The sequence below is a fragment of the Brachyspira hyodysenteriae ATCC 27164 genome, from assembly GCF_001676785.2.
In the GTDB taxonomy this organism is placed as follows: Bacteria; Spirochaetota; Brachyspiria; order Brachyspirales; family Brachyspiraceae; genus Brachyspira; species Brachyspira hyodysenteriae.
Genome location: NZ_CP015910.2, coordinates 1,253,513 through 1,270,923, shown reverse-complemented (window position 1 = coordinate 1,270,923; position 17,411 = coordinate 1,253,513). Strand labels below are relative to the sequence as shown.

The following is a 17,411-nucleotide window of genomic DNA, read 5'->3' as shown; positions in this document are numbered from 1 at the left end:
AAAGCATAAATAGTCAAACATATTTTATTTGTATAATATAACATATTAATGATAATTTAACAATTATTTAAAAAAAATCAAAAAAATATTATAAAAGCCAATGTAGCTATAGAACAGTACAAAGCTGTTCCAACTATATCACATATAGAAGTAAGCATTGGTGCACCGCTTATAGCAGGATCTATATTAAATTTTGTAAGTATAAAAGGCAGACAAAGCCCTATAACACTTCCAATAAAAACTATACTAAACATTGATATAGACACAATAGCCGCTATTTCTAATCCTCCCCTTATTATACCTAACAAATAAGCACCAACTGCCATACTCAAACCCAACATAGATGCTACCAACAACTCTTTTGAAAGCATATAAAACCAATCTTTTAATACAACATCTCCAATAGCCAAAGATCTTATCACAAGAGTAGCTGACTGGCTTCCTGCATTTCCTCCGCTTCCTATAAGCAAAGGCAAAAAAACAACCAAAACTATATGCTTCTGAAGAGTATTTTGAAATATTCCTATAACACCTCCTGAAAATATATTAATAAATACCAATATTAAAAGCCATAATATCCTCTGCTTATAAAGAGTAGATATTGGAGTAATTTTTAAATTATCATCAAACTGATCCTCACTAGATGTTATACCTGCCATTTTGTGAAAATCATCAGTATACTCTTCTTCTGCTATATCCATTATATCATCTACTGTAACAATTCCTATCATAGAATGCCTATCATCAACAACGGCAAGAGAATGGAGATTATATTTTTTTATTATATCAATAGCATTCTCCTGATCTTCATAAGCTGATATATAAGGACAATTATTAGTTATTTCTGATATTAATGTATTTTTATCAGTAAAAAATAATTTTCTTAAAGCAATAGAGCCAATCAATGTTCTTCTTGCATCTGTAACATATAAAGTGGTATAGGTTTCTGATTCTTCTATATTACTTCTAACATACTCAAATGCTTCGCTTACAGTCCAATCCGGTTTAATGCTTATATATTCTGGAGTCATTAAACGTCCTATACTTCCTTCCGGATATGCTAAAAGCCATGAAGCTATTTCTCTTTCTTCACTTCCCAAAAGTTTTAATATACTTTCGGACATAGTTTCAGGAATAGATGCTAAAAAATATGTTCTGTCATCAGGATTGATATTTTCTAGCAAGTCTTTAATATCTGCTTCCTGCATATTATCTATGATTCTCTGCTGATCTACAGGAGCAAGTTCTGGAAATACTTTATAATAATAATCTTTTGGTAATATGCTAAAAACTTTATATTTATCATCATTTTTTAATGAAGTTATAAGATTAGCAGTTTCTACCTCCTGCCATAGAGGAAGTATATCGCTTAATGCTTCCCATTCTTTTTCTTCTATCAAATCTTCAATCTCAGGCTGTAAAAGCTCTTTCAGCATATTTATACCCTATGTATTATAATATAAAATTTTGACAATAAATTAATAACTAGTTCCAACTAAATAAGTACCTATTTGTACTCCGAAATCAAAAGAATGTATATTATATCTTGAATAACTAGGATGCTTATAATTCATAGCAAAATCATAATTGAAATATAAACCTGCTGCAACAGCGGCAAAACTGCTTAAATTATATTTAAAATCTATAGTAAATTTAAGATATGGTATCACTGCAGATGTAAATGACTTTTTTATTTCATCATAATTTAATTTAGCACTATAATTACCATCATTCAAATTAGCTGCCAATGGTATTTTTGCTCCTGCCCCTATACCTAAAGATAATACCAAAAAAGTAACTCTAAACATAGCACCTGTATTTAAAGTGTCAAATGCATAAGAAACTATTTTACCTTCCTGAGAATTTATATATTTATAAGAACTTCTGTAATATCCTATATCAGCTAATACATCAATACCCAATAATCCCCCGAAATCATAAAAATATCCAGGCTGAAGCAATACACCAAAATCAAATGAACTGCTGCTTTTTAATATATCAACTTTTTTATTATCCAATCCTCTCACATCAGCAAAGGCAAAACTTCCTGTTAATGGCACAAATAAAGCAACTCCACCTCCATGCTGAGCAAATGCATTTATACTCAAAAATGTTATAATAAATAATGATGAAATTAATTTTTTCATAATGTTCTCTCTCAAATTATGTATATATTATTATAATATAAAAAAAACAATATAATGTCAAATCATTAAAATTCTATACTAAGTCCGTCATAAGCAGGATACATATTTGGAGGAAGTTCTTTTTCTAAATTTCTATGCAAAACATCATGAGTCATATGAGTAAAATAAGCCTTTTTTACTCCTAATTTATCAGCTATATTTACAGATTCCTGCAAAGATAAATGTGTATGATGCTGTCTATATCTTAATCCATTCAAAACTAAAATTTCAGTTCCTTCAATTAATTTCAAACTTTCATCGCTTATATGACTTGCATCTGTAATATATGTAAAATTATTAAATCTATATCCTAATATATTGAGCACTCCATGTTTTACAGCAATAGGAGTAACTTTTATATCATCAAACATCATTTCATTTTCTATATGATGAAAAACAACTTGAGGAAGTCCTCCTCCTATCTGAACCGGATTAAAAAAGAAATCATACTTTTCCCTTAAATTATCCATAGTGTCTTTATTACCATAACAATCTATTGATGTATGCATTATAAAATTTAATGATCTTAAATCCACAATTCCTGAAGTATGATCTGCATGTGAATGCGTATAAAATACAGCTTCAAGACTATCCACTTTCTCTCTTAACATCTGAGCTCTGAAATCAGCAGAAGTATCAACCACATAATTTTTATTATTATGTCTTATGAGTATTGATGAACGAGTTCTTTTATCTCTTTTATCTTTACTTGTGCATACCTTACATTTGCATCCTATCATAGGGACGCCGTCGGAAGTACCTGTTCCTAAAAAAGTTATTCTCATAATATACCTCCTTTTTTATGTATACATATTATATAATTTATATTTTTTATATCAATACTGAAGTTTTTCGATGAATCTTTTTGCTAATTTTTCAGCATCTATATTTTCTATGCATATATGATTATTAGGGCAATTCTTTCTCTTATAACATCTGGCACATTCTAAATTTTCTACTCTTATAGTTTCAGAATTTTTTGCAATTGGACCTACCCTAACCTCACTAGTCGGTCCGAATATTGCTATAAGCGGTTTTTGAAATGCACATCCTGTATGCATAGGAAAAGAATCTACTGTAATCATTCCTTTCGAATTTCTTATAAGATATGCTAATTGCGGAAGATTAAAAAGTCCTGAAGTATTTAATACATTATCAAAACCTTTCACTATTTCAGAACATTCTTTGTCATAATCAGATGTAGCTGAAACTATTATTTGTATATCTTTTAATTTTTGTATTTCTTTTATTATCTCTCTTGATTTATTAACAGACAAATCTTTAGTATCCCATCTTGAAAAAGGAGAAAATACTATATACTCACTATTTATATCAAAATTGCTGTTTATAGAATATTTTATCTTTTCTATTCTTTCAGCAAAATCTATATCTATATTATTAGGTAAAAAATAGTCTAAATCTGTACCGTCATCCGGACAATCTATAAACTTCAAAAAAGACAATAATCCCTCTATTGCATTTATATCTTTATAATAATTGCTTTTAAGTCCTAGCCATTTTCCCTTAGCATATTTCTTTTTTGAATGACATAAATACAAAAATATAACACTCCTTTCAAGTCCCTGCAAATCCATAGCTATATCATAATGCTCTTTTCTTACATCTTTTATATGTGAAAAAAATTCTCTTATAGTTGAAAAAAACAATAATGGAGATTTAAATATTTCTGTTTCATATCTGTATATATCCAAAACATACAATTTATTTATATAAGGATTATTTTCTAATATTCCTAAGGCTCTTTTATCTGTAACAACATCTATAGTACAATCTGGCTTCCATTTTTTTAAAGCCCTTATAACGGGAGTCATATGCAAAACATCACCTAAAGAAGTTTGTTTTATTAAAAGTATCTTCATTACTAAATACACCTTATTAAATAATAATATAATGATATATATTTTTTTATAATAATCAATAAAAAATAATAAAAATATATAAAAATTACTACAAATAGTATTGACAAAATTACTTTATATAGTAATATTACTACATAAAGTAATTAACTAAAAATAATAAATTAAATATAAAAGGATTAAAAAATGAAAAATAATAAAACTATAATTTTTGTATTAATAATAATATTTGTACTAGTATCATCATTCACTATAAGTAAAAAATATATGTATCCAAAAAATGATGCTGATAAAGTTATAACAATAGGAATAAGTCAAATGATAGAGCATGATGCATTAGATTTGATTTATAAAGGCATAACAGATGAATTAAATAAATATTATAAAGACAGCAATAAAAAAATAAATATAGATTATCAAAATGCTCAAGGAGAACAGGCAAACTGCAATACAATAGCACAAAAGTTTGTTAATGATAAAAAGAATATTATAATAGCGATAGGCACGCCTTCGGCACAGTCAGCCGTCAATTTAACCAAGGATATACCAATAATAGTTTCAGGTATAGGAGATCCTATAGGGGCAAGGCTTGTAACGAATTTAAATAAACCTAATGTAAATGTAACAGGAATTATTAATCTTCCTCCTATATCAAAGCAGATAGAACTTATGCATACACTTCTTCCAAATGCTAAGAAAATAGGACTTTTATATTGTTCAAGTGAAATTAATTCTGCATATCAAATTAAATTAGCAAAAGAGAAATTAGATTCTTTGGGACTTGAATATATTGATTTAACCGTAGCAAACGCCAATGAAATTCAGCAAATTATGTTAAGTGCGGCAAATAAAGTAGATGCTATATTCTCACCTACTGATAATATAATAGCAAACAGCATGGCTAATGTTGCTATGATAGAAGAAAGCACAAAAATACCTGTTGTATGTGCTGATGCCAGTATGACAAAGATAGGTGGCACTGTTACTTATTCCGTTGATTATTATGATATGGGAGTTGCTACTGCTAAAAAGACAATAGAAGTATTAGAAGGTATAAATGATATAAAAAACATACCATTAGAGCCTTCAGAGAATTATAACTTTGTTGTTAATGCTAATATGATTAATAAATTAGGACTAAGCATACCAAATGATATTTATAATAATTAATACTATAATAAAAATAGAATAGTTCCGTATTTAGATTACTACATAGATAAGGCTTGTAATTATTATTTAATTACAAGCCTCTAATTTTTAATTATTATCTGTTTTCCTTAAAAAAATGTTCTTCTACTCTTATACAAATTTCATGATATATTGCCTCATGAAATTCCTGAGATATATGAGTTTCTTTTGCAGGAGCCTTGATAGCAATATCAGCCATCTCAGCAAGTTTACCTCCATTTTCATTAGTAAATGAAACAACTTTTATTCCCATAGCTTTAGCAAGTTTAGTAGCATAAATAATATTTTTTGCATTACCAGATGTGCTTATAGCGAAGAAAATATCTCCCTTATCTCCGAAACCTAATAACTGCTGAGCAAATACTAAATAAGGTTCTTTATCATTGAGATAAGCACTTGAAAGTCCTAAATGCGAAGTTAAAGCAACAGCTCTCAAAGGAGATTCTAAATTATCAGCAATATACTCTCCGTCATCAAATTGTAAAAGCTCTTTTCTTATTTCTTCTTTAATAGGACGCTTCTTCAAAAAACTTTTTAATAATTCACCTGCTATATGTTCACTATCGCAGGCACTTCCTCCGTTTCCTGCTATTAAAACTTTATTTCCTCTCTCATAACATTTTATAGTTTCATTTATAGCAGATTCAATATCATCTTTTATATTTTCCAATTTAGGAATTCTATTTATCAATTCTTCTATCATTAAACATTCCTTAAAATAAATTATGATTAATTATATATGTTTTTAGAAAATTATGAAATATTATTCGGATGCACCATATTCAGTTAAAAATGCTATTAAAGTATCAGGTTTTTTATAATTATCTTTAACATAAGTTAATGCTGTTCTTCCATGTTTATCTTTTGCATTAACATCTATGCCATTATCGCAAAGCAATTTCGCTACAGGAAGCATATTTTCACTTTTATCAGCTGACATAAAAACCATTATTAAAGCATTATCTCCGTCCTTATTGACAGCATTTATGTTTACTTTATAATCAATCAAAGTCTTAACTATATCGGCATACAATCTATACGAAGCAATATGCAAAGCAGTTTCTCCATAACTATTAGCAGCATTAACATCTGCTTTTGCCTTTAATAAAATCTTAACAATATCATGATATCCGCCTGCCGTAGCCATTAATAAAGCAGTATAACCTACTTTATCAGAAACATTTACATCTGCTTTGGAATTAACCAAAAGCCTTACAATAGCAGTATGTCCATGATGAGATGCCAACATTAATCCTGTAACGCCATCATCAGATACAGCATTAACATTAATCTTTCTATTTATAAAAGCAACCACGGCATCATATTTACCTTCTTCACAGGATTTTAAAAACTTGCTTTCAGTATCTGTCAAGGCATAAGATGCATTAACAAATATGGTAAAAATAAAAATAATATTTATTAATTTTTTCATAAACAACCCATATATATATAACTATTATATATAATATAATTAAAACTATATTTGTAAAACATTTTTTGTATAATTATATTAAAAATATCTAATTCATTCCGCCGTCAACACTTATAACCTGCTTAGTAATATAATTAGCCTCATCAGACAATAAAAAATTTACAGCATTTGCCACATCTTCTGGCTTTCCTATTCTTTTTAAAGCTATCATATTCTTGGCATGCTCTATTATTTCTTCATTTATCATTTCGCTTTCAATAATACCAGGAGCAATACAGTTTACAGTAATATTTCTTTTACCCAATTCTATAGCTAAAGATTTAACAGCACCTATTAATCCAGCCTTAGAAGCTGCATAATTAACCTGCCCCCTATTTCCAATAATTCCTGTTATTGAACTTATAGCTATAATTCTTCCGCCTTTTTTATTTCTTATCATAGGCATTATGAGAGGATTAACTATATTATAAAAACTTTTAAGATTAACATCTATGACATTGTCCCATTCATCTCCGGTCATAGCTGGAAAAGCATTATCCATAGTGATTCCAGATGAAAGCACTATGCCATAATAAGCTCCGTTTTCTTCTATATCTTTAATAAGAATATTTTTAACTTCTTCTCTGTCTGTAACATTAATTTTTAAAAATCTTATGTTAACATCATAATCTTTTGCAAAATCTTTTATTTTCTCTATAAAAGAATCATTTTTGTTATAGCACATTACAGCATCGTATCCATTTTCTATTATCTTTTTTGATATAGCAAATCCTATACTGCCTGAAGCACCTGTTATTAAAATAGATTTATTTTTCATCTTTTATCCGTTTATATCATTATTATTAATTAAAAACATCTGCTGAACTTTCCATAACCATTATAGAACAGTCCATGATTTTATTATCATCATTAATTATTTTTTTGTATTCATCTAAAGTATTTATATCATCATTATAAACAATAGCTTCTCCGTCATAATAGGCTATTTTTTTATCATTAAAAGTTTCTTTCACAAATATATAAACTCTATTATCAGATTTTATTTTATTTATATAGCAATTAACTTTCTTTATATTTAAAATAAAGCCTATTCTTTTATCATCGCTATTATTTGATAAAGCCCCGTTATAGGCTGCTGCAGTCTGTGCTGCATACTCTGTAAATATATAAGAGTCTATACCTTCAGGTTCTGAAACATCATAAAAAATATTATCTTTTTTAATATCCGCAAAAGAAAGTATCTCTTTATTATCAAAATTAATATCGGATATACCTTCTATCAATAACATTTTTCCTTTATGAGGTATATTCAATTTATATTTATTTTCCATAAAATCATTAATCCGAAATTATTTTCCAACTATCAAACAAGTATTGCTTCCGCCGAAACCAAATGATACGCTCATACAATTTTCAAGTCTTTCAGATTTAACTTTACCTGTAACCAAATTTATTTTAGCTAATGTATCATCATACTCGCCGTCATATAAATGCGGAGGAAGTATTTTTTCTTTATTAATATCAGAAAGTGTAATATAGCAAACTCCAAGCTCCATAGCTGCAGCTGCACCTATAGTATGACCGAATGATGTTTTACTAGAACTGCAGTATATATTAGAAGCATTAACTATATTTAGTGTTGTACTTTCCATTTTATCATTTATTGAAGTTCCTGTACCATGAAGATTAATATAATCTATATCATTTATATTCATATCAGCATGTTTTAAAGCATCATTTATACATTTGCTTGTAGTAGTACCGTCTATATCCGGACTAGTCATATGATGAGAATCTGAATTGCTGTTATAGCCTTTAAGATATAATGCATTTTTTGAATCAATTAAATTATCTTTTGCAAGCACTGTAAATGCAGCACCTTCTCCTAAATTAATACCTTTTCTGTTTTTTGAAAAAGAATTAGTTTTATTATAATCAACAACTTCAAGAGAATCGAATCCGTAAACAACGGTATCAGTTACAACATCAGCACCGCCTACTATAGCTGCATCTATTACTCCGCTTCTTATAAGTTCATCGGCTGCTATTATAGCATTAGCACTAGAAGTACATGCAGTAGATATAGTAAATGAAATACCTGAAACATCGAAATACTTCTGTAAAAAATCACAGCATATATTAAGACTTTGCATAATCAATATTTTTTTCTCATCGATTACGCTTCCCTTTAATATATAGTCTTTAGTTTCATCGCTTCCGTTTTCGCAAGTACCCACTATAACTGATATTCTATTTTTTCCGTATCTCTTTTTCGCTTCATCGATTATAGGCTTTAATTGATTAACAGCATGCAAAGCCATTTTATTTATTTTATTATTATAAGGGTTATCAAGTTCAAAATTAAAAAAATCATTATCTATTTTGCCTAAAAAGAATTTTTTTACATAATCATTATTCTCTTTTAAACCATATTCGCCATTCAAAAAATATTTATTATACAATTCTTCCTTATTTCTAGCTAAACAATTAATAATTCCGAAATCTAATAATACGTTACTCATAAAACACCTCAGGATCGAGTATATAATTCTATAACAAAAATGTCAAATTATTTAATCATTATTCTTTTTTATCAATTTATTAAAATTAAACAATACAGGAGAAATTATAAATGATGATAAAATTCCAATAAATAAGAATAATCCGAAAGATTTAACAGGTATAAAACTGCTGAATGCCAATGTACCAAATGATAATACGGTTGTCATCATAGATAAAAATACAGCCAAAAATGTAATTTCTTTATCTGCAGCACTATTTGAGAAAAATATTGAATAATCTATTGATATTCCTATTGAAAGTATCAAAGCAAATATAGAAAATATATTTATATTAATACCAAATATTGAATGTAGTGATAAATTTATTAATACAGACATTAACTGTACAATTATTATAGCTATGGCCTTACTTGTATCAAAGAATATTATCATGGCTATAAATATTATAATATAAGCTATTACAGCCATTTTTACAGCGGTTTTAGCAGTTCCGTCTAAAGCATTATTAATTTCTTCATTTATATTAAATATTTTCACATCGTTATTATCCGATTTTATTATATTGTTTGTATCATAATCACTAGTTGCTATAATAAAATATTTATTATTATTAGCAACTATAATTTTATTCAAATCATTGAAATTAGTATTTTCAAGTATTTTATTTATATCAATAATTTCATTTTTAGTGTTTTCAAATTCTGATTTTATTCTCTGATAAGAGCCATCATCTAAATTCAAAGCCTCAGTCTGTTTTCTTAATATAGGCATTAATTTATCATTTACTAGCTTCACATTATCTTTCTGTCTTTCCTCTGAATATAATATCTTTGATATAGCAGTATAATTATTATTGCTGAAATTATTCGCTATGCTCTCCTCTGCTGATAATGCCTTTGAAAGAGTATCTCCTTTTGAAATTATAATATTTTTTGCAAGAGATGTATTTAATCTGTTATAAACTTCTTTTTCACTATTAAGCAAAAAATCCGGTGTATTATATAACTGATTAGCAGAGAAATTTACTTTTATTCTTGGTACAAATATTATAGAAATTATTATAACTGCTACAAATATAATTAACACATTCTTTATACTTATCACTTTAACATAATCATTTAATATATTCTTGCTTTTATCAAGTATAGATTTTTTTATTACGCTTTTATCATTTTTAAATAATACAGGATATATTATGTTTACTGTAAGAAATGAGCTTAAAAGTCCGAATATAGAAAATAATGCTATTTGCTTTAATAATATAAGAGATGTTAAAGATAATGATAAATAACTTACTATTGTAGTTACAAATCCTAAAAGCATGCTAGGAAATATTTTTTTCAGTACTTCTTTTTTATCTTCTTCATTATACCATTCAGTTATAAAATGTATTGAATGATCTATTGATATACCTATAAGGCTTGTACCAAATACAAATGTAAATATATGAATCGAATCAAAAAATACTGATGAATATAAAAATGCTGATAAACCTGATATCAGTATAGTGCACATTGAAATAATATAAGGCTTCAAAGATTTGAATATAAAAACGAATATCAAACAAATAACAATAAACGATACTATAGATATAATAGTAATTTCAAACTTTGCACTTTTCTGACTATAATAAGTATGTATTGGCACACCTGAAATATATGTCTTTATATTTCCTTCATTTTCTAATATTTTTAAATACTCTGTGATATCATCAAAAAACTTTTCATTATCAATATTTTTAGGCATATCAATATTTACAAGAATATTATATTTATCATTATAATTTATAAATTGTATTGAATCTCTTGACTGCAAATTATTTTCTGAAGTGAGAATCTCATTTATTTTTGAATTAACAGTCAAAAAAGGATCATCTTCAATATTATCAACTATAGGTATAAAAAAAGGAGAATAAAAATTAGCAAGTGCATTTTCAGCCACAATATCCGCCTCATCATTCAATAAATAATTTCTTATCTCCTTTGAAAGAAGCTGATATTTATACTTCACCATAGTATTTAAAATATCATCATAATTTCTCGAATATAAATTAACTAATACATTACTATAAGACTGTTTTATATGTTCATCTAATTTTAATGCATTACTTTTAGCATTATCAAAATCTTCACTTTCTATAAATATTTTTACGCTGCTTGAATTTTTAAAAAAGAAATCTTCTAAAGGCTTTTGAAAATCTTTATCTTCCAAAAACTTAGGAGTTATAGACAAAAAATTAGTATCTATTCTGGCTGTTTTTCCAAATCTTGATAAAAATAATATCACCGCAAATAAATGAAAAATTATCCAAATATATATAAAAATTTTTCTTCTATTATTATTTAAAATACTTTTATTCAAAATATTTTGTCTCCTCAGAGGTTATTCTATTAGATTTAGATAAAACTTTCATTATATATTCAGTAGTGCTGTTATTAGAAGAATACATTTTTATTTTTTCTATATATCCCGCATTAGCAAAACTTACTTCTATCTTCTCTATTATTTTTTTAAGCTCATTTGTTTTAGGAGTATAAACTATAATATTCCCATTTATACTTTGATCAAATGATTCATTTATAGTCTTTTCATCATAGGTAAAAATTGACTTTATTATATTAGCTATTTGAGCAAACATAGCATTATTAGAATCAGCCATAACTTTCTTTTTTCCGTCAGGCATTATCTGAACGACATTTTTTTCACCCATCACAGTTATAGACTCTTTTGGACTTTTAGTAAACCAGCATATACCATAACCGCTAACTACAATAAAATCACCTGAAGATTCAAAACTTCTTCCTTTCTGACTTACTATTTGTGTATAGCTTCCTTTTAAAAGTTTAGCATTTTTATATTCGTCTTTAATTTGGCATAATAAAATAGAAGCCATTGCCATAAATATTATAAAAATTTTTCTCATTTTACATTTCCTAATATTATTTATATAGTATATGCCCAAACAACTATATTTGGTCAAAAATAATTTTTTAAAATTTTAAATATATGCAGGGCTTTGCCCCGCACCCAACTTCTTTTGCCGAATAGGCACCTACTCGGTGTTGCCACATACGAAGTACGCCTGCGGCGAGAAGCAAAAAGGCTGCATATCCTATATTTAATAGGAATGTTTTTAATATAAAGTTCTAGCAGTTGCGTTTTCGCGAAGCGTGCCTACGGCAGCAACTTTGGCGAAGCCCGCCTGTGGCGTGTGCGGCAAAAAAGTTGATAATTCTATATAAAGTGCATCAGTTGACAAAGTTAAAAATTCTTAGTATATACTAAAAATTTTATATTGTTCTTTTTAACACCTCATACATTATGCATACTTCATAAATAAACATACAAAATACTCCTGCAGCTAAAGTGCAAATAAATTAGTAATAAATCATACTAATTTTATTTTATAAATTATAAAATACAATAAAAATACAAATTGTAAAAAAACTTTATACTTAATTATTAATTCTTTCTATTCTCTCTATAAAATCTTTAGGACTATTCAAAAAACCTTTTCTAGTTTCACTATCAATAGGCATTTGCAATGTACTTGATTTTGATATGATTTTATTATTTTCATCATAAAAAGTATATTCTACTCTCATACCATTCAAATATTCAGTAATTGCCGTATGTATTCTAACCTTCTGATTTAATTTTATAGAGTTTATATATTTAATTTCCAATTTTACTATAGGCCACATAACGCCTTTAGCAGTCATAATATCATAGTTATAATCTATAATTTCAAGCATAGCCTCTCTAGCCTGCTCCATAAACTTAATATAATTACCATGCCAAACAACTCCCATAGGATCCAAATCATAAAAAGAAGGCTTTATATAATAATCATTTTCTAAATAACATTTTTTATCCGCCATAAATTAATCTCCTTTGTACCAAAAATCATGGAAATTATACCATTGATAAGGATATTCTATAGCTTTTTGTTCTATAATGGAAGCAAATTCTTTTGTTAATTCTAATATAACTTCATTTTTCTTTTTTCTATTTTTTAATTCTTCATCATTTAATTTTATTTCTGAAGGATATATATAAAAATTATATTTCTTTGAAAGTATTTTATCATTTTCTCTTAAAGCAAAGAAATAATAAACAGGATATCTGAGCAAAATAGGTATCAAAAAAGCTCCGCATGGAAAAGGTGCATCTTCACCTAAAAAGTTTATATAATTTACTTTATCCGTTTTATTTGTAGTTCTATCACCTGCTATTGCTACTATCTCACCATTATTCAATTTATCTTCAATACTTATTATGGTATGAGGTCCTATATTAGAAGCATCTATAAAATCTATACAAGAATTATTTTTACCCTCTTCAAGAACTATATTAACATTTTTATTTACTTTAGGATCTATTATTATATTTATCTTATAATCTTTAATAGGATTGCCTTCATTAATAGCAGCTAACCCTTTTAGAAGTTCGATATTTCCTATATGAGAAAATAATATTATCATACCTTTTTTTTTATTAAGCAAATCAATTACTTCATTATAGCTATCCTTAGTTTTAACCACTAAATCTGTAATAGGTATATCTCCATTCCAAGCTGAAAATTTCTCTGCAATGGAGACAACAAATGAAAGTAAATGCCTATAAGAACAAATAAAATTCGATTTAATTTTTTTATTATATTTAGACATCTTTTTTAAATATTCTCTGGAAGCCTGCATTCTAGTTTTTGAATAAAAGAAATAAACTATACTTATAGGAATAAGATAAAGAATTATAAAAGTTCTTCCCAAAATTTTATATACAAATACGGAAAATAATGCTTTCCATCTCTTGCCTATTTCTTTTTCTTCCGTCCAATGAGCCATAACAAAAAACCTTTAAGAAAAATAAACTTTACCGTCTGAATATTTTTTATTATCATCATATATCTTAAAAGAAATAATATTGTCAGATAAATGACATTCTATAAAAATATTTGTATTTGGAAGAATCATATCGGTAAATTTTAATTTTAATAATTTATTTACTACTAACTCTTTATGAAAAATATCTTTAGATATATCAGTAATAATTTTTATCTGAGCTATAGCAGGAAGAAGCTTAAATTTTTCAAAATGTCCATTAAAATAAATTAAATCTTCGCCTATAAAGACTTTAACTTTAAACATATCAGAATTATGTTCTTCTATAGAATAATCTATACTAGACAATTTAATTTCCTTCCATTATGGCATCAAGTGCTTTTCTGTCTATTTTACCGATTTCACTTCTAGGTATAGAATCAACAAAATATATTTTTTTAGGCAATACAACAGTTTCAAAATAACCTTTTAAATAATCAATAACATACTTTTTCATATCTTCTGAATTTCTATTTTTATTATTCATTACTATAAAGGAAACAATATATTCTCTTTTATCAGATTTACAATATATAGTGTAGCTGTCTTTAAAATGCTTATCCATCAATATTTGTCTGTCTATCTGCTGAACACTTATTCTCTTGCCTTCTATTTTTACTATTGAATCTTCCCTTCCCAAAAGTTCAAACTCATCTTCATTTTTCATATTCACAACATCGCCTACATGTATCCAAACATTTTCACCTGTATAACCGGAACAGCATTCTATACTTCCATTTTCATCAACTTTAAGTTTTACAACACTTAATCTAGTCCATAATTGATTTTCACTTCTTCTTCTATAAGCCATAGCACCAGCTTCAGTACTTCCATAAATTTCTGTAACGTCAGTACCAAATATCTCTTTACAAAGATCATTAACTTTCTCTTCAAGCATTCCTGTAGATGAAAATAAATACCAATTAGACTTTATTTTTAAAGAAGATTTATCTATTCTCTTTAAAAATGCAGGTGTAGTAACTATAGTAATTTTTTCATAATCTGCAAAATTATTAACAGTTTCTAAATAATTTATTCTATTATTTATACATTTAGCCTCAAGCATAAAAGGTACTAAAACAGCAAATACAAAACCATAGCTATGATAATGAGGTACTGTATACAAAAATAAAGAATCTTTAATATTTTCAGTGAATTGATTAACTATTTTAGTAGCCTCAGCTTCAAACTGTTTTAGAGTTTTTTCTATAAGTTTAGGATATCCTGTTGATCCTGAAGTATAAAAATTCACATATACATTTTCATCTATTATTGTTTCTTTAAGTACATCAAACCATTTATCATTGCAGCTGCTTTCAAAAACTTCATCTAAATTTAAAGCCGAATTTTCTGTGTCGGATATATAAACCATAGTATTATCTATTATGCTTTCAACATATTTAGGACTATTATTATTTAAGACATTCACTCTTTTTTTAAGAATGAACCCCGCAGTAATAATAACAATAAATCTATATGCATTTTCAATAAATACAGTAATAGTATCCTCTTCAAATTTAGAAATATATTCTAAACTTTTTACTATATCAGAAACAAACTCTTTATATTTTATAAAATTCTTATTCTCTTTATGAATAAGAAAAATATCTTCTGAATCTTTTAATGAATAAAAATTTGTATTGCTTAATTTTCTCATAATATTTTTTATTTATTATCTGAATTTTCTCTTATATATTTTGCTAATGTTGCAACAGAATAAAAATACTGCTTATTGTTTTCTTCTACATCAGAAAAAGTTATATTAAATTTTTTTCTTATTGCAACACCTATCTCTAATGCATCTATAGAATCAAGTCCTAATTCATCTCCGAATAAAGGAGCATCTGTGTCTATATCTTCTATAGATACACCTTCTAAATTTGCTGACTCTATTACAATTTGCTTTATTTGATCTTCAATACTCATATACAATTCTCCTTATTATAATTTTACATAAATCTATCAATAAAATATATTATTTTTTTATTAATTTAATTTTTCCTAATTCTAAATCGGCAGTATCTGTTGATATAAATTTTATAAAATCTATAATAGAATTTTCATCTTTATCAAGATCGCTGTCAATAACATCAATATCAATATTTGGGTCTTTTTTAGAAATAAGACAAGAAAATGCAAATGAATAATTACCGTCTTTTGATATTTCCTCATAACTTTCAGGCAACTTTTCATCAGCTATTAATATAAGAGCTTTATCGCTTTCAGAAGTTTTTAAAAAAGCCATAGCCTGAATAAGTGCTGTATCTATAAAATTATTATAGCATGTAATTGCAATAGCTCTTTCATGATTTTGATAAAATATAGTAAGCTGTGCCACTGCTGTATTAAAAACAGAAAAACTAAAAAGAGCAGGAGAAACTTCATGTTCTGTTACTATCTTTTTAGACATATTATACTGCTGTTTTATTTCACCATATTTAGATACGAAAAAAATTGGTATTTGTTCATTTTCTTTTAAAATATTTTTAATGGATTCAAAAGAAAATTTAGTTATTTGGCTTAATCTTCTTTTTTGTGCTCTAGGTATAAAGTCTAAATCCGGATTAGAATCGCCGTAAGTAATTTTTATATCATTGTTTATATTCTCTAATATAAAATTCTTATCCATATTTGGGGCAAAAAAATCCCAATCCAATACTCTAAAACTTAAACCTGTCATAAACTTCCTAAAACAAAAATCATAATTTCATTATTTTTCATTATACAAAATTATATTATAAAGTCAACTATAATATACTTGTTTAATAAATCAATAGAACAAGTAATAAAATTTAATGTATCATACCTTTTAAGTATATATAACTATAATATATAAGTATTTGATATAATTATATAATAAATTAAACTAAATAATATTGACATTGGAGTGCACTCCAATGATATAATTACACAAAAAGGAGGTAAACATATAATGACTATAGCAGAAGTTAGTAAAAAAACAGAATTATCCACTGATACATTGAGATACTATGAAAGAATAGGAATAATACCTGAAGTAGAAAGAAGCGAAAGCGGAATAAGAAATTATACTGATCATGATTTAGTTTGGATAGAATTTGCCAAATATATGAGAAGTGCCGGAATGGGAATAGAGTCATTAATAGAATATATAAAACTATACAATAAAGGAGATGCCACTTTAGAAGCAAGAAAACAATTACTAATAGATCAAAGAGAAACAATAGTCAATAGAATAAATGAACTTAAAGAAACATTGGAAAAATTAGATTTTAAAATACAGAACTATGATACAAAGATGAGAGAATGTGAAAAAAGACTATCTAAAAATAATTAATATAATG

19 protein-coding genes are annotated in these 17,411 nt (G+C 26.6%); 2 read left to right on the top strand and 17 right to left on the bottom strand.

Annotated features, from left to right (window positions below; all coding sequences use genetic code 11):
- Positions 1–77 precede the first annotated feature (77 nt).
- The 4 genes from mgtE to BHYOB78_RS05695 form a co-directional block, all read right to left on the bottom strand.
- Positions 78–1,436 carry a magnesium transporter gene (mgtE, locus tag BHYOB78_RS05710; RefSeq protein WP_020063473.1) on the bottom strand — a complete coding sequence of 453 codons (1,359 nt, stop codon included), beginning with the start codon at positions 1,434–1,436 and terminating at the stop codon, positions 78–80.
- 42 nt (positions 1,437–1,478) lie between these two features.
- Positions 1,479–2,147, bottom strand: coding sequence for a hypothetical protein (locus BHYOB78_RS05705; RefSeq protein WP_012669854.1), 669 nt, complete (start codon positions 2,145–2,147; stop codon positions 1,479–1,481).
- A 65-nt stretch (positions 2,148–2,212) separates the two neighbouring features.
- Positions 2,213–2,971: an MBL fold metallo-hydrolase gene (locus BHYOB78_RS05700; RefSeq protein WP_012669853.1), complete on the bottom strand. Its 759-nt coding sequence runs from the start codon at positions 2,969–2,971 to the stop codon at positions 2,213–2,215.
- A 51-nt stretch (positions 2,972–3,022) separates the two neighbouring features.
- Complete coding sequence (locus BHYOB78_RS05695) at positions 3,023–4,066, bottom strand: glycosyltransferase family 9 protein (protein ID WP_012669852.1); 1,044 nt, start codon at positions 4,064–4,066, stop codon at positions 3,023–3,025.
- A 183-nt stretch (positions 4,067–4,249) separates the two neighbouring features.
- On the opposite strand from BHYOB78_RS05695, the gene BHYOB78_RS05690 reads away from it, so the two are divergent.
- On the top strand, positions 4,250–5,233 hold the full coding sequence (locus BHYOB78_RS05690) for an ABC transporter substrate-binding protein (RefSeq protein WP_020063472.1): 984 nt from the start codon (positions 4,250–4,252) through the stop codon (positions 5,231–5,233).
- 94 nt (positions 5,234–5,327) lie between these two features.
- Here BHYOB78_RS05690 and BHYOB78_RS05685 read toward each other — a convergent pair whose 3' ends face one another.
- From BHYOB78_RS05685 to BHYOB78_RS05625, 13 genes are all read right to left on the bottom strand, one after another.
- Entirely contained in the window at positions 5,328–5,954 is a 627-nt protein-coding gene (locus BHYOB78_RS05685; RefSeq protein WP_020063471.1) for a D-sedoheptulose-7-phosphate isomerase, read from the bottom strand.
- Between the two features lie 60 nt (positions 5,955–6,014).
- Positions 6,015–6,683, bottom strand: coding sequence for an ankyrin repeat domain-containing protein (locus BHYOB78_RS05680; protein WP_020063470.1), 669 nt, complete (start codon positions 6,681–6,683; stop codon positions 6,015–6,017).
- Positions 6,684–6,771: 88 nt separating this feature from the next.
- A complete protein-coding gene (gene fabG, locus BHYOB78_RS05675) occupies positions 6,772–7,500 on the bottom strand; it encodes a 3-oxoacyl-ACP reductase FabG (protein ID WP_020063469.1) in 729 nt (242 codons plus the stop codon).
- A 25-nt stretch (positions 7,501–7,525) separates the two neighbouring features.
- Entirely contained in the window at positions 7,526–8,014 is a 489-nt protein-coding gene (locus BHYOB78_RS05670) for an ApeP family dehydratase (protein WP_020063468.1), read from the bottom strand.
- 18 nt (positions 8,015–8,032) lie between these two features.
- Positions 8,033–9,205, bottom strand: a complete 1,173-nt coding sequence (locus BHYOB78_RS05665; protein WP_012669845.1) for a beta-ketoacyl synthase N-terminal-like domain-containing protein — start codon at positions 9,203–9,205, stop codon at positions 8,033–8,035.
- Positions 9,206–9,256: 51 nt separating this feature from the next.
- Positions 9,257–11,566 carry an MMPL family transporter gene (locus BHYOB78_RS05660; RefSeq protein ID WP_020063467.1) on the bottom strand — a complete coding sequence of 770 codons (2,310 nt, stop codon included), beginning with the start codon at positions 11,564–11,566 and terminating at the stop codon, positions 9,257–9,259.
- Positions 11,559–12,128 carry a LolA family protein gene (locus BHYOB78_RS05655; protein ID WP_020063466.1) on the bottom strand — a complete coding sequence of 190 codons (570 nt, stop codon included), beginning with the start codon at positions 12,126–12,128 and terminating at the stop codon, positions 11,559–11,561. Before BHYOB78_RS05655 ends, BHYOB78_RS05660 begins: the two co-directional genes overlap by 8 nt.
- A gap of 532 nt (positions 12,129–12,660) precedes the next feature.
- Positions 12,661–13,086, bottom strand: a complete 426-nt coding sequence (locus BHYOB78_RS05650; protein WP_020063465.1) for an acyl-CoA thioesterase — start codon at positions 13,084–13,086, stop codon at positions 12,661–12,663.
- 3 nt (positions 13,087–13,089) lie between these two features.
- Entirely contained in the window at positions 13,090–14,052 is a 963-nt protein-coding gene (locus tag BHYOB78_RS05645) for a lysophospholipid acyltransferase family protein (RefSeq protein WP_012669841.1), read from the bottom strand.
- A 12-nt stretch (positions 14,053–14,064) separates the two neighbouring features.
- Positions 14,065–14,397 carry an ApeI family dehydratase gene (locus BHYOB78_RS05640; RefSeq protein WP_020063464.1) on the bottom strand — a complete coding sequence of 111 codons (333 nt, stop codon included), beginning with the start codon at positions 14,395–14,397 and terminating at the stop codon, positions 14,065–14,067.
- A 1-nt stretch (position 14,398) separates the two neighbouring features.
- Positions 14,399–15,745, bottom strand: coding sequence for an AMP-binding protein (locus BHYOB78_RS05635; protein WP_012669839.1), 1,347 nt, complete (start codon positions 15,743–15,745; stop codon positions 14,399–14,401).
- 8 nt (positions 15,746–15,753) lie between these two features.
- The gene (locus BHYOB78_RS05630; RefSeq protein ID WP_012669838.1) at positions 15,754–16,014 is read right to left on the bottom strand and encodes a phosphopantetheine-binding protein; all 261 of its coding nucleotides are present in this window, start codon (positions 16,012–16,014) and stop codon (positions 15,754–15,756) included.
- Between the two features lie 49 nt (positions 16,015–16,063).
- Positions 16,064–16,768, bottom strand: a complete 705-nt coding sequence (locus BHYOB78_RS05625) for a beta-ketoacyl synthase chain length factor (protein ID WP_012669837.1) — start codon at positions 16,766–16,768, stop codon at positions 16,064–16,066.
- A gap of 252 nt (positions 16,769–17,020) precedes the next feature.
- Here BHYOB78_RS05625 and BHYOB78_RS05620 point away from each other — a divergent pair, with 252 nt between their 5' ends.
- On the top strand, positions 17,021–17,404 hold the full coding sequence (locus BHYOB78_RS05620; protein WP_012669836.1) for a MerR family transcriptional regulator: 384 nt from the start codon (positions 17,021–17,023) through the stop codon (positions 17,402–17,404).
- The last annotated feature ends 7 nt before the right edge of the window (positions 17,405–17,411 follow it).